Genomic DNA, 13,617 nt, shown 5'->3' on the forward strand with positions numbered 1-13,617 from the left:
GCATGGCCTACGCAGAGGGCATCGAGGAGTTCGTGGCGACGGTCGACCGCGCGCTGCCTCCCGACTTCTACACCTATCCCGTGGAGCGGCAGCGGGCGCTGTACGACGGGCTCACCGAGGTGCTGCCCGTCCCCGTCCCCGAGGGCGTCCGGCACCGCGATGCGACCGTCGGACACGAGGGGCGCACGGCCCGGATCCGGATCTACGAGCCGGCCGAACGCACGGGCAGCGCCGTGCTGTTCTACGTACGCGGCGGCGGCTTCGTCATCGGCTCGCTGCACAGCCACCACAGCCTCGTCGCCGAACTGGCCGCCCGCACCGGCCTGGTGACCGTCGCCCTCGACTTCGGCACGGCGCCCGAGCACCCCTTCCCGGGCCCCGTCGAGGACTGCTACGCGGGGCTGTGCGGCACCCTCGCCGCTCTGCCCGCGCTCGGCCTCGGCGGGCTCGACCCCACGGCGGCGGTGATCTGCGGGGAGAGCTCCGGGGCGAACATGGCGGTGGTGCTGTCGATGATGACCCGCGACCGCGGCGGCCCGCGCCTGCGCGGCCAGGCGGTGATCAGCCCGGTGCTCGACTTCACCCGCTGGCGGCAGGGCGGCGAGGACGCGCCGCTGCTGTCCGGGGGCGAGATGGAGTTCTACACCGGCTGCTACTGCCCGCGGCCCGGCCAGGCCGAGGATCCGTACGTCTCCCCGCTGCTGGGCGGCGCGTTCCACGATCTGCCCCCGGCCTACGTCGTGGGCTGCGAGATGGATTCGCTGCGCGTGGACGCCGAGAAGTACGCCGTCCTGCTGCGCGAGCACGGCACGCCCGTGGAGTACGTGATGGAGGAGGGCATGGTGCACGCCCCGGTGCGCGCCCGCCGGGTCAGCCGGCCCGCGGGGGAGTTCTTCGCCCGCTACTGCGCGGCCGTGGCCGCCCTGGCGGCGGGAGGTGCCGGCCGTGACCGCGCCTGATCACCACGCGGGGTGGGGGCAGGGCCCCTGCGTCGTCGTCGACCCCTACTCCTCGGGTGCGCTGTTCGCCGAGGCCCTCGCCCGGCACGGGATCCCCGCCGTGGCCGTGCTCACCGGCCCGCGTCCCCCGGAGGCCTACGCCTCCTCCTTCCGCCCGCAGGACTTCCCCGACACCGTCGTCTACGAGGGCGATCTCGAGGCCGTCGTCGCGCAGTTGGCGGGCCGCGCGCCGCGGGCCGTCGTCGCGGGCTGCGAATCGGGCGTGGAGCTGGCCGAGCGGCTGGCCCCGCTCCTGGTGCCGGGCCGCTGCAACGTGCCGCACCTGGCCGAGGCCCGCCGCGACAAGAGCCGCATGGCCGAGGCCGTCGCCGCGGCCGGGCTGCCGGTCATCCCGCAGATCTGCACCGCCGACGCCCGCGAGGTGCAGGAATGGCTGGAGAAGGAGCGCCTCCAAGGGGCGGATCTGGTGCTCAAGCCGCCGAAGAGCGCCAGCACGGACGGTGTGATCAAGCTGCCGGGCGGTGCCGACTGGCGGGTGGTCTTCGAGCGGCAGCTCGGCCGCGTCAATCAGTTCGGCGAGGTCGACGACCGTTTGATCGTGCAGAAGTTCGTCACGGGCACCGAGTACGTCGTGGACACCTTCAGCCACGACGGCCGGCATTCCCTTGTCGACGTGTGCGCCTATCGCAAAGTCGACAACGGCCCGCACATGGCCGTCTACGACACGATGCGCTGGCTGCCCCCGGACGACGCGGCGGTCGCGGGCCTCACGGAGTACGTCTTCGGCGTCCTGGACGCCGTGGGCATGCGCGTCGGCGCGGCCCACGTGGAGGTCATGGGCACGGCGGAGGGGCCGGTGCTCATCGAGCTCGGGGCCCGTCCGCACGGCGGCGGTCAGCCCCGGTTCAACCGCAACGCCACCGGCGACAGCCAGATCGACCGGACGGTGCGCTGGCTGGCCGGTGACGAGCCGCCCCGGGGGTACGCCCTGCGCGCCCACCAGATGTGCGTCTTCCACATGGCCCGCCGGGCCGGAACGGTGCGCAGCACGGCTCCGCTGGAGGCGATACGCACCCTGCCCAGCCACCACTTCTCGGTGCTCAACGTCTCCGACGGCGACCGGGTTTCCCTCACCAAGGATCTTGTCGACAGCCTGAACTTCGGCTTCGTGATCCTCTCCCACCCCGAGGAGGAGCAGCTGCTGGAGGACTACGCCACCGTCCGTGCGCTCGAGGAGCGCCTGGTCATCGAGGAGGAGCCGTCGACGCGGTCGCCTTCGTGACCAGCTCCCTGTTGGTGATCATGACGCCGGGTCCCGACCTCGCGCTGATCACCCGCCTGGTGCTGGGCGGCACCCGCCGGGCGGCGGCCGCCGCCGCGATCGGCATGATCGCGGCGGGGGCCGCCCAGGCGGCCCTGGGCGCGGCCGGCCTGGCCGCGCTGCTGACCACGCGGCCGCAGCTGTTCACGGCGTTCCGCTGGGCGGGGGCGCTCGTGCTGGTCGCCTGGGCCGTCCTCGCCCTGCGGTCGGCGCTGCGCCCGCCCGCGCCGGCGGCGGCGCCCAGGCCGGCCGCCGAGCGGGGCCCGGGGGTGCGGGTCGCCTTCGTGCAGGGGCTGTTGTGCACGGGCTCCAACCCCAAGGTGGGCATCTTCCTGATGGCCTTCCTTCCGCAGTTCGTGCCGGCGGGGGCCGACCCGGCGGCCGGGGTGGCGGTGCTGGCCGCCTGCTATCTGGCCATGGGCCTGGGCTGGCTCCTGGTGTGGATGCGGCTGGTGCACCGGATGGCCCGCTTCCTGCACTCCCCGCGGGCGACCCGGTTCACGCATGGGCTCACCGCCGCCGTCTTCGGGACGTTCGCCGTGCGCCTGGCGCTCGGCGGCTGACTCCAGGGATCTCCTTACTGCCTGGATCACATGTACTGCCGGGATCACATGGTCGAGGACCGCACCACCCGGAGGTGACCGGCATCGTCGCTCTTCGCCAGCGCCCGCGCATAGCGCCGCAGCAGGTCGGGCATGCGGAAGTGGCCGTGGGCGTACTCCTGCACCAGGCTCGCGTCGACGAGGGCGCGCAGCATGCGGATCGCCTCGCACGGCGTCATCCGCGCCCGTTCGGCCATCGTGTATGCAGTGACGTTTCCGCTGTCGGTCGTGCCCACCAGGCGGAAGAAGCGCCGCACCGGCTCCGGCAGCGCCGCGTACGACAGTTCGAAGGTCGCCTCGACCGAGGAGAGCCGGTCCCCCTCGACCCGCAGGCCCCGCACCAGGCCGTCGTCCCCGAGCTCCGAGCAGTACTCGGCGAGGCCGACGCCGGGGTTCTCGGCGAGGTGGGCGGCGACGATGCGCAGGGCCAGCGGCAGCCCCCCGCAGTACCGCACGAGCGCCGCGGCGGCCTGAGGCTCGGCCTCGGTGCGCGCCCGCCCCAGCAGCCGGGTGAGGAGCACCTGGGCCTCGTCCGGGCCGAGCGCGTCCAGGCCGATGCGGCGGATCCCCTCGCGGGCCACGAGCCCGGAGAGGGTGTTGCGGCTCGTGACGAGGACGGCGCACTCGGCGTTGCCGGGGATCAGGGGCCGTACCTGCTCGGCCGTGCCGGCGTTGTCGAGGACGATCAGCACCCGCCGGCCGGAGAGCAGGGTGCGGTAGGTGTTCGCCGCCTCGTCGGGGGCGCCGGGCAGGCGGTGGTCCGCGACACCGAGGGCCCGCAGGAACAGGGTCAGGGCCGCGGCGGCCGGCAGCGGGGGCCGGACGGAGTGGCCGTGCAGGTCGACGTACAGCTGGCCGTCCGGGAAGCGCTCGCGGACGCGGTGGGCCCAGCGCAGGGCCAGCGCCGTCTTGCCCACCCCGGGCAGCCCGGTGAGCAGCGCGACCGGCACCTGCCCGTGCCACTCGCCGGGGGAGAGCAGCAGCCGGTCCAGCTGCCGGGTCTCCGCAGCGCGGCCCACGTGGATGCGGGCCTCGCCCGGCAGTTGGGAGGGTTTGCAGGACGGCAGGGCCGAGGGAGGGTGGCGCGGCTGCGGCGGGGCGGGCCGCTCGCCGCGCCCGGACAGGCGTGCCAGCCACTCGCCGCGCGGCCAGGGCAGTTCCTGGCGCAGCACTTGCAGGTGGGCGCGGCGGATCTCGTCGCCGGGGGCGATGCCGAGCTCCCGGTCGAGCCGGTGGGTGACCTCGGTGAAGACCTTCAGCGCGGCGGACTGCTCGCCGCAGCTGGCCAGGGCCACCATGAGGCGGGCCTGCAGCCCTTCGTGCAGGGGTTCCTGCTCGGCGACGAGGCGCAGCGGGTGCACCACCTGTTCGGGGCGCCGCAGTTCCATGGCGAGGTCGGCGTACAGCAGGAGGCTGTCGATGCGCCGCTTGGCGGCGGCCGTGGCGGCCGGGTCCTGGGTCAGCAGGGGCTCGTCCGACAGCAGTGGTCCGCGCCAGCAGCGGTAGGCGCGGCCGGCCAGGTCGTGGGCGGCCGCGGTGTCGCCGGCGGCGCGGGCCTGCCGGGCCCTGGCGGAGAGGTCCTCGAAGCGGCTGAGGTCGACCTGGTCCCGCTCGACGCACAGCACGTAGCCGGTGTGGGTGCGCGCCAGGTACGAGGCGGCCGGGGCGGCGGGCCCGGCGCCGGGCGGCGACAGGAGCCGGCGCACCTGGCCGACGTAGGTGTGGATCAGGCCGTGGTAGGAGGGGGGCGGGTCGGTGGGCCACAGGGCCCGGGTGATCTCGCCGAGGCCGACCGGTTGCGGGTGGTGCAGGGCCAGCAGTGCGAGTAATCGCCGGGGTTTGGCGGCGCGGACGTCCAGTTCGGTGCCGCCGAGGCGGATGCTGAGCGGGCCGAGGATGCCGATGCGGAGCCGGTCGTCCGGCGGGTGGGCGTCGGGGTCCGCGTCCGCCTCGGGGGCGGTGCCCGTGCCCGCCCGCCGGGCCTCCTCCGGGTCGAGGCCGAGGCATTCCATCAGGCGCTGCAGGGTCCTGGTCTGCGGTTGCTGCACCCGGCCCTGTTCGATGTCGCGCAGGGCCCGCACGCTCAGGCCGGACTTCTCGGCGAGTTCGCGCTGGGTGAGCCCGGCGCGCCCCCGGTACCAGCGCAGCTGCTCCCCGAAGGTTCCGGTTCCGCCGGGCCGGTGGCGGTTGGTGGTGGCTGTCGTCCCATTCCGATGGATCGGCATCGTCCCCCCTAGGAGCGGAAGTCGCAGTCGTGCCGTACGGGTTGAACGCGCGGGAGAAGGGGCGGGTTCGACCGGGCCCGCCGCGCCGGTCACGCGGGGCGTGGCCGTGCGGTGCTTCGAGGGAGGAAGCGAGTGAGTGGGGCGAACTGTGCCGTGGATCCGCGCAGAATGACAGCCCCCATTCCCCCCGAGCTTTCGATTAACGGTACGGTCGTGCGATTTGCTTGGCAATCAACATGCAACGATTCCTTCGGAATTGCAGCATCCGCCGAACGCCGCGGACCAGGGGCCACCGCTCGGTGGGTCCCCTGGTCCGCCGGGTTCTCGCCGCAGGTCGCGGCCGTGTGCCGGGTCAGCCCTTGAGGGCGGCCATCCACGCCTCGATGTCGGCGGAGGTGCGCGGCAGGGCGGCGGAGAGGTTCCGGTTCCCATCCTCGGTGACCAGGATGTCGTCCTCGATGCGCACGCCGATGCCGCGGTACTCCTCGGGCACGCTCAGGTCGTCGGCCTGGAAGTACAGGCCGGGCTCGACGGTGAGCACCATGCCGGGCTCCAGCACGCCGTCGACGTAGGTCTCGGTGCGGGCGACCGCGCAGTCGTGGACGTCCAGGCCGAGCATGTGGCCGGTGCCGTGCAGGGTCCAGCGGCGCTGCAGGCCGAGCTCCAGGACGCGCTCGACCGGGCCCTCGACCAGGCCCCACTCGACGAGCTTCGTCGCGAGGACGTGCTGGGCGGTGTCGTGGAAGTCGCGGTACTTCGCGCCGGGCTTGACCGCCGCGATGCCGGCCTCCTGGGCCTCGTACACCGCGTCGTAGATCTTCCGCTGCAGCTCGGTGTAGGTGCCGCTGATCGGGAGCGTGCGGGTGACGTCGGCGGTGTAGAGGGTGTGGGTCTCCACGCCGGCGTCGAGCAGGAGCAGGTCGCCGGAGCGGACGGGGCCGTCGTTGCGCACCCAGTGCAGGGTGGTCGCGTGCGGGCCGGCGGCGCATATGGAGCCGTAGCCGACGTCGTTGCCCTCGACGCGGGCGCGCAGGAAGAACGTTCCCTCGATGTAGCGCTCGCTGGTCGCCTCGGCCTTGTCGAGCACCTTCACGACGTCCTCGAAGCCGCGGACGGTGGAGTCGACGGCCTTCTGCAGCTCGCCGATCTCGAAGGCGTCCTTCACCAGGCGCTGCTCGCTGATGAAGACGCGCAGCTCCTCGTCGCGCCCGGCGTCGGCCAGGCCGTCGAGGGCCGCCTCGATGCCGGCGTCGTGGCCGCGCACGACGCGGACCGGGCCGCTGCCGGCGCGCAGGGCGTCGGGCAGCTCGCGCACGTCGGCGGCGGGCAGGCCCAGCAGCCGCTCGGCCTCGGTGAGGCTGTGGCGGCGGCCGACCCACAGCTCGCCGTCGCGGCCGTCCAGCCAGAACTCGCCGTTGCCGCGGTCGGAGCGGGGCAGCAGGTAGACGGTGGCGGTGTGGCCCTGCTCACCGGCCGGCTCCAGGACGAGGACGCCGTCGTGGGTCTGGTCACCGGTGAGGTACACGTACTCCGTCGCGGCGCGGAACGGGTACTCGGTGTCGTTCGAGCGGGTCCGCAGGTTGCCGGCCGGGATCACCAGGCGCTCGCCCGGGAAGCGGGCCGACAGCTCCGCGCGGCGGCGGGCGGTCTCGGCGGCCTGGGGGACCGGCTGCAGGTCGTGCAGCTCGGTGTCGGCCCAGCCGGACGTCATGTTGGCGGCAAGCTCGTCGGAGACGGCCGGGTAGAGGCCGTTCTTCCGCTGCTTGATGGGCTGCTCATCGCCCTCGGGGTTCTCGGGCGCGGGCTGCTCGGTCACTGCAATTCCTCCTCGGCGGGGCGCTCACCTCGACCGTTCACATCGTATGTGCGCAGGAATGTGCCGGAGAAGGGACCGACGGCCCGGTACGCAGCGCTGCCGTCCGGCTCCGCTCAGTCGAAGTGGGCCACCAGCAGGACCGTGTCGTCGGCCACGGCGCCGTCCGCAGGGCCGGCCGCGTCCTTCGGCAGCACCGCCCGCAGCACGTGGTCGGCCACGGCCTCCGGGTCGTGCCGGGCCGCGCGGGGCACGCTCGCGGCCGCCCGGTGCAGCCGGGCGAAGGCCCGGTCGGCGCTGCCGCCGGCGCGGCGCAGCAGTCCGTCGCTGTAGAAGAGGAGCGTTTCTCCGGGCGCCGGTTCGATCTCCACGCTGGGCGCCTCCCAGCAGGCGAGCATGCCCAGCGGCGCCGACAGCGTGGTGTCCACGTACTCCACCCGCCCGTCGCCGACGACCAGCGGGGCGCAGTGCCCGGCCCCGGCGACCACGACCTTGCGCTCGGCGGGCTCGCAGTACGCGAACAGGGCCGTGGCCGTGCGGTGCGGCTCGGTCAGCCGCAGCAGCAGTTCGAGGTCGGAGAGCACGGCGACCGGGTCCTCGCCCTCCATGACGGCGTACGCGCGCAGGGAGGCCCGCAGCCGGCCCATCGCGGCGATCGCGCCGGGCCCGGAGTCGGTGACCGCGCCGATGGCCAGGCCCAGCGCGCCCTCGGGCAGCGGCAGCGCGTCGTACCAGGCGCCGCCGCCGTCGGCCCCGGGGTGGTGCCGGACGGCGAGCCGGACGCCGGGCACCCGCGGCAGCCGGCGCGGGAGCAGCTCCTCGCGCAGGGTGGCCAGGGTCCGCCGGGCGTGGTCGAGCTCGATGAGCCGGGCCAGGTGCTCGGTGGCGTAGCCGCAGTACAGACCGGCCAGGTGCCGCTGGCGCTCGTCGGGCTCGGCCGGCTCGTCGTACAGCCACACGGCGCCGCCGATGCGGCCGGCGGCGGGGGCCGCGGGCCCGGTACGGCTCGCGGCGGACTCCAGCGGCAGGGCGTAGCTGGCGGCGTAGCCGAGCCGGGCCGCGACCTCGCGGTGGCGGGGGTCGAGCCCGCTGTCGTGCGGGATGTCGGGGTGGGCGGTGCCGCTCCGGTCGCCGGCGGGCGGCAGGTCGTCGAGGAGGCCGGCGTACGGTCCGCCGGAGCCCAGCGGTCCGCCGGCGGGGAGGGTCTCGATGTGGCCGAGGTCGGCGTGGCCGAGCCCGAGACCGACGGTGACCGGACGGCCGTGGGCGGCGGCGGGGTGGAGGGTGACCAGGCCGCGGCCGGCGCCGACGAGCGAGGCGCCCGCGCGCAGCAGTTCGCCGAGGGCGTCCTCGACGCCGGCCGTGCGGCTCAGGCGTTCGGTCAGCTCCTGCAGCGTGGTCAGGTCGGAGACCCAGCCGGCGAGGCGGTCCTGGACCGCGCGGGCGGGCGAAGGGGTGGCGGGGGCGTCCGCCGCAGGCCCCTGGGCGGGCGGCGCGCCCGGCTCGGGGGAGGCGGGGGGACCGGGCACCGCGGGGGACGAAGTGTGCGCGGGGGCAGGGGCCGGTGGATTGATTCCGGCCACTTTCGGCGGGTGGGGCGTGGTCATGGCGGCCCGCCTCGGCCCGGCCGCCGGGGGCCCGCTCGGCCCCCGGCCCGCGCGGGGCTCGCGGGCACCCCGGCGACCCCGCTCGACCAGCGGGTTGGCCTGTGCTTTCGGGGCAACGGCACCGCACACCCCCTGACGTGTCGCGCGCTGTGGGTGCTCCACATGTACACGCCCGGGCAAGGGCATGTCCAGCATTGGACCAGTGGGATTGGTGGTGTCTGATGAGGTTTCGCGGCCGGTCGGGGACACAGCGAGTTTGGCCGGAAAATGTGGCCGGGGCCCGCCCATTGCTGTCGACTGATCCCGCTCCGACGGCGCGTCGCACCCACCCCGGTGGGTACGTACTCGAAAGAAGGGCAAGCGGCAGTCGGGACCGCCCCGCAACCCGGTGGCGGGCCCGAGCGTCTTATCGGTCGACGGCCACGCCCGTCCCCGGGCGGCACGGGGCGACCCGCGCCGAGGGCGAGGGGCGCACCGGCTCAGCACGAAGCGCCATGCGCGCGCCACCCCCCGCCAGGTTTCCCGCTTGGCCCGCGGCGTGATGCGCTGCGTTGTACGCAGTGACCCGTGATCCACGTGGTGTGCCGGCCGAGGGGTCGCGGCGCGTTGAGTACCGCGCCGAGCAGTGCCCGTAGTGCCATATGTAGTCCCCATGGGCTCCAGGGGGCTATAGCAGTCCCAGGAAGTTGTTGCAGTCCCACGCAGTCTGTTGCAGTTCCCCGCAGTTCACGCAGTGCCTTTGCAGTCTTGCGATTCCTGCAGTCCCTGCGGTGCATGTCGTTCACTCGGGTGGACGTGCATGTGCCCCACGGTCCCGGCCGTGCCCCGGCCGCGGACCGACCTTCGGCGTTCACGGACGTTCACGGAAAGGAACGAGCGCTCATGCGCGAGATCCTCGGAAGGCGACGCAAGCTCTCCCTGCGCCGGGCCGGCCGGTCCGCGGTGCTGACCGCGGCCCTGACCTATGCCACGGAGTGGCAGTGGCCGGTGGTGCCCGGCGTCGGGCTGCGGCCCGGCCGCCTGCGCGAGTGCGGCTGCCCCGACCCCGAGTGCGCCCACCCCGGCGCCCACCCCTTCGACCCCGGGCTGCTGGCGGCGACCACCGACGCCCGGATGGTCCGCTGGTGGTGGACCAACCGCCCCGAGGCCCCCGTGGTGCTGGCCACCGGGGGCCGGGCCCCCTGCGCGGTGAGCCTGCCGGCCGTCGCCGGCGCCCGGGCGCTGGCCGCCCTGGACCGGGCGGGCGTACGGGTCGGCCCGGTCGTCGCCACCCCCACCCGCTGGACGCTGCTGGTCGCCCCGTACTCCCTGGAGGCGCTCGGCGAGCTGCTGCACCGCCAGGACTGGGTGCCCGGCTCGCTGCGCTTCCACGGCGAGGGCGGCTACACCGTGCTGCCGCCCTCGCCGACGGGCGCGGGCCAGGTCCGCTGGGAGCGCGCCCCGCGTCCGGCGGCGCCGGCCCCGGCCCGGGCGGGCCGCGGCGGCGGGCGGAGCCGCCCGGCGGAACCGGCCCGGCCCTGGCTGCCCGACGTGGCCACGCTCGTCGACGTGCTGGTCGAGCAGTGCGCCGGCACCGGCGGGGACAGCACCCGGCTCGCCCACTGACGGGCGCCGGGCCGCTGCCCGGCGCGGGCGGAGCGTGCCCGGCGCGGGCGGAGCGGGGAGCGCGTACGGACGGGAGACGCACGCGCTGCCACGCCCACCCGGGACGGGCCGCGAACCGGCGCTCACTCTTTTGGGTGTAAGCCACCCGGAGAAACGCGGAAAACGGGCGCGCGGCGCGGCGAAGCGCCCCTTCCTGCCCGTATGTTCGGGGTTCCGGACCGGATCCGGGCGCCGCGACAGCGAGGGCGCCGCCGGGCCGGCGGGGCCGCTCGGCCCCCACCCCTCCTTACGTTTCCGTTCCCCGCGGTGGCGCGCGAGCGCGTGCCCCGCGGCGAGTTGCAGGTGATCCCCATGGTGCGTGCCTCCAGCCTTCCCGGCCCCTCCGGGCAGCGCGCGGCGAATTTCCGGATGATCGCGCTGGCGAGCGCGGTCGTACTGGCCGTGGTGCTGCCGCTGGCAGTCGCCACGGCCGGGCCGGCGGGACGGGCGAAGGAGCGCGCCGGGCGGGCTCCGCAGGGCCGCTCCGGCTCCGGCACCGGCCCGGCGGCCCGCGCGGCCGCCCTGCGGCCGATGGGCGGGGCGCGGGGCGCGGGCGCGGAACACCCCGGCGACGCGGACGGCTGGGACGGCCCGGCCCTCGGCCTGTCCGCGATGCCCGGCCTCACGGGCCCGGCGGCCGGCGCCGGCGGGGTGTCGCGGTGCGGCCCCGAACTCACCTCCCCGGAGGGGGTGGAGGCGCAGACCTGCGTCCTCGGGCAGGACCGGGAGACATGGGGACGCACGTACTACCGCAACGCCACCGGCGCCCCGCTGACGGGCGTGCTCAGCCTGATGTCCCCCGACGGCCGGACCATGCAGGTGAACTGCCGTCTGGCCGCAACCGATGATCCGGACATGTGCGAGACCCCCCACCGGGCGACCGTGCGGGGACATGGCTCGTATGCAGCGGTTGCGGAGATCGCCTCGACGGAGGGGAAGCTCCTGCTCCGCTCCGGCAGCAACTCTCCGGAGGACGACGCGGGTTGATCACCGGGCGGTCCGGCGGGCCGTGGGGAGGGGCGCGCGGAGGCACCGTCGGTGCTGTTCCGGCGAGTCCGCGCCCCCTCGCGGGGCCCGCGCCGGGGGCGTGGGGCCGGCCGTACGCGCCGCCGGCGGCGCCGCCCCCGGAGCCGGGCCCACGCGCATGACCTGGGGCTTCGTCGGCATGATGCGCCGGGCGGTGGGGGTGGGGGCGCGGAGGCCGCGTCCGTCGGCGGCCGGGCCGGGCGGGGAACGGATGTCCAGGGCGCCGGCACCGTGGCCGGCCGGCGGGCGGAGCCGCCCCGGCCGGTGCCCGAAGGCGCCGAACCGGCGCCGGGCATGGAAACGCCCGGTCGCTGGCGACGGGGGATGCACCAGCGACCGGGCTCCTAGAACGGTAACAAGAGATCCGCGGTTCGCAAATTCGATCGTGGATTTCCGGACGCCGATTTGCCGGTCAGCGGCGGGAGTTGTGACAGGAGTCACGCGTTCCGGCCGCGGAATTGCCTGCTCCGGGCGCCGGAAAGCGCCCCATCCGCCCGTCTTCGGCGGCGCGGCCGGTGGTCGGCAGGGGGTCGGCAGGGGGCCGGCAGGTGTCCGAATGCCTCCGGACGGCCCTCCGGGTGATCACCCGCACGGCCGTCCGGAGGGCCGGATTCCATGATCGGCGGTCAGGGCGCGGCCTCTTGATCGTCCGTCACCGGTCGGGTGATCGACCACCGCGGATCTTGATCCATGATCAGTTGAGCGTGACCTGACGGCTCGTGAGACCACCGCGGGCCCGGCGCTCGTCGGCCGTCAGCGGGCTGTCGTCGGCGAGCGCGGCGGCGAGCCGCTCGGCGAGGGCCGCCGCCGGCTTCTCGGTCTCCGCCGCACCCATCGAGCTCGGCAGGTCCCACACCGGCACGGTCAGCCCGTGCGCCCGGAACGAGCCGACCAGGCGGGTGCCCTCGCCCAGCGAGCTCGTGCCCGCGGCGTGCAGCCGGGCCAGGGCGTCCAGCAGCTTCTCCTCGGGCACGGTCATGACCCAGCGCAGGTGGTTCTTCGCCGGCGTCTCGCACCAGTACGCCGCGTCCAGGCCGGCGAGGCGGACGGTGGGGATCGCGGCGGCGTTGGCCCGCTCCAGGGAGGCGGCGACCTCGCCGGTGGCGTTCTCGGCGTTCTCGACCCAGAACTCGAAGCCCGTGTGCACCTGCGGCTCGAACGGGGCCTCGGCATCCAGCAGGTCCTGCAGGCGCGGCCCGTCGGCGGCGGCCCGGCCGGCGGCGACCGGCGTGCCCGGCTCGGCCGTCAGCGCCCGCTGCAGGGTGTCGGCGAGGTCGCGGCTGAGGTCACCGGTGGCGGTGTCGTTCTGCAGGCCCAGCAGCACGGCGCCGTTGTCGCGGCGCAGCGCGGGCCAGGCCATCGGCAGCACGGTGGCCAGCGTCACCGACGGCACGCCCTCGGGCAGTCCGCCCTTCAGGTGGAGCTCCACGGTCGCGGCCGGGACCAGCTCGCGCAGGGCCACCCAGTCGGCCTCGCCCGGCAGTCCCTCGAACGGCCGCTGCACCAGCTCGACGGCGGCGTGCGAGGCCTCGCGGCCGTGGCAGGCCTTGTAGCGCCGGCCCGAGCCGCAGGGGCAGGGCTCGCGGGCGCCGACGACGGGGACCGGGGTGTTGCCGGTCCGAGGCTGGGCGGCCTGGGTCTGGGGGCGGCGCTTCTTGGCCATGCGTGCGTGTCTCCCGATCGGTGCGTCCGGCGTGGGCGCGCGGTGCGGTCGCGCCCCGGGGCGTCGTCGCGCCCCGCGGCGTTTCCACCTTGCGGCGCGAGCCTAGCGCCAGGCGTGGCCACGGCCGCCGGGCACGCGCGGGAGGGGCGGCGTGCCGGGCGGGTAGGGGCAGCGGGCGCCGGGCGTCAGGCCGGCTCGTCCAGATCGGCGTAGGCGTCGACGAGGGAGTCGGTGAGCGAATCGGTGAGGGAGCCGCTCAGGGAGCCGGCCAGCGAGTCGGCGAAAGGGACCGGTGGCGCGTGGTCGACGCGCGTAGCACGACCTGGATGCGAGGACAGTGCCGCCTGTGCGGAGAGCGCGGCCCACACCGTCACCTCGCCGAGGGCGTCGCGCACGCCCCAGTCCTGGGAGAGGGCGCTGATGATGTTCAGGCCCCGGCCGCCGCGCGCGGTCACCGAGGGCGTGGCCGGAAAGGGGCGGGTCGGGCCGCCGCCGTCGGTCACCTCGACGGTGAGCCGGCCGCGGGCGTCGATGCGCCAGGCGGCGAGGACACCGCCGTCCGCCTCCTCGGAGCCGTTCACCCGGCTCAGCGGGCGCCCGTGCCGGTACGCGTTGCTGAGCAGCTCGGAAAGGATCAGTACCGCGTCGTCGATGACCGTCTCCGGTACCCCGCTGGTGCGCAGCTCGCTGCGCATCCGGTGTCTCGCTCGACCCACACCGGCTGGACCATGGGGTACGGCCATGATCGACGACGTGG

Annotated in this window: 10 protein-coding genes; 5 read left to right on the forward strand and 5 right to left on the reverse strand. The window is 75.2% G+C overall.

Annotated elements, in window-relative coordinates; genetic code table 11:
• Window positions 1-2: 2 nt before the first annotated feature.
• Genes ABD361_RS03310 through ABD361_RS03320 form a run of 3 tightly spaced genes read left to right on the forward strand, consistent with a single transcriptional unit; the run spans window position 3 to window position 2,843 of the window.
• Window positions 3-959 carry an alpha/beta hydrolase gene (locus tag ABD361_RS03310; RefSeq protein WP_344433117.1) on the forward strand — a complete coding sequence of 319 codons (957 nt, stop codon included), beginning with the start codon at window positions 3-5 and terminating at the stop codon, window positions 957-959.
• Window positions 946-2,241 (forward strand): ATP-grasp domain-containing protein, encoded by a 1,296-nt coding sequence (locus ABD361_RS03315; RefSeq protein WP_344433118.1) that lies wholly within the window; start codon window positions 946-948, stop codon window positions 2,239-2,241. Before ABD361_RS03310 ends, ABD361_RS03315 begins: the two co-directional genes overlap by 14 nt.
• Window positions 2,238-2,843 (forward strand): LysE family translocator, encoded by a 606-nt coding sequence (locus ABD361_RS03320; protein WP_344433119.1) that lies wholly within the window; start codon window positions 2,238-2,240, stop codon window positions 2,841-2,843. Before ABD361_RS03315 ends, ABD361_RS03320 begins: the two co-directional genes overlap by 4 nt.
• Window positions 2,844-2,887: 44 nt before the next feature.
• On the opposite strand, the gene ABD361_RS03325 is transcribed toward ABD361_RS03320, so the two are convergent.
• From ABD361_RS03325 to ABD361_RS03335, 3 genes are all read right to left on the reverse strand, one after another.
• Entirely contained in the window at window positions 2,888-5,107 is a 2,220-nt protein-coding gene (locus ABD361_RS03325; RefSeq protein WP_344433120.1) for a BTAD domain-containing putative transcriptional regulator, read from the reverse strand.
• Window positions 5,108-5,459: 352 nt separating this feature from the next.
• A complete protein-coding gene (locus ABD361_RS03330; protein WP_425583129.1) occupies window positions 5,460-6,923 on the reverse strand; it encodes an aminopeptidase P family protein in 1,464 nt (487 codons plus the stop codon).
• 113 nt (window positions 6,924-7,036) lie between these two features.
• Window positions 7,037-8,527, reverse strand: coding sequence for a PP2C family protein-serine/threonine phosphatase (locus tag ABD361_RS03335; RefSeq protein WP_344433121.1), 1,491 nt, complete (start codon window positions 8,525-8,527; stop codon window positions 7,037-7,039).
• Between the two features lie 882 nt (window positions 8,528-9,409).
• Here ABD361_RS03335 and ABD361_RS03340 point away from each other — a divergent pair.
• Both ABD361_RS03340 and ABD361_RS03345 read left to right on the forward strand, forming a co-directional pair.
• Window positions 9,410-10,132 carry a bifunctional DNA primase/polymerase gene (locus ABD361_RS03340; RefSeq protein WP_344433122.1) on the forward strand — a complete coding sequence of 241 codons (723 nt, stop codon included), beginning with the start codon at window positions 9,410-9,412 and terminating at the stop codon, window positions 10,130-10,132.
• Window positions 10,133-10,483: 351 nt separating this feature from the next.
• Complete coding sequence (locus ABD361_RS03345) at window positions 10,484-11,158, forward strand: hypothetical protein (protein WP_344433123.1); 675 nt, start codon at window positions 10,484-10,486, stop codon at window positions 11,156-11,158.
• Between the two features lie 733 nt (window positions 11,159-11,891).
• Here ABD361_RS03345 and ABD361_RS03350 read toward each other — a convergent pair.
• Together ABD361_RS03350 and ABD361_RS03355 are read right to left on the reverse strand one after the other, a co-directional pair.
• The gene (locus ABD361_RS03350; protein ID WP_344433124.1) at window positions 11,892-12,860 is read right to left on the reverse strand and encodes a DUF5926 family protein; all 969 of its coding nucleotides are present in this window, start codon (window positions 12,858-12,860) and stop codon (window positions 11,892-11,894) included.
• 185 nt (window positions 12,861-13,045) lie between these two features.
• Window positions 13,046-13,603, reverse strand: a complete 558-nt coding sequence (locus ABD361_RS03355; RefSeq protein WP_344433280.1) for an ATP-binding protein — start codon at window positions 13,601-13,603, stop codon at window positions 13,046-13,048.
• Window positions 13,604-13,617: the final 14 nt, after the last annotated feature.

It is taken from the genome of Streptomyces luteosporeus (assembly GCF_039532865.1).
GTDB lineage: Bacteria > Actinomycetota > Actinomycetes > Streptomycetales > Streptomycetaceae > Streptomyces > Streptomyces luteosporeus.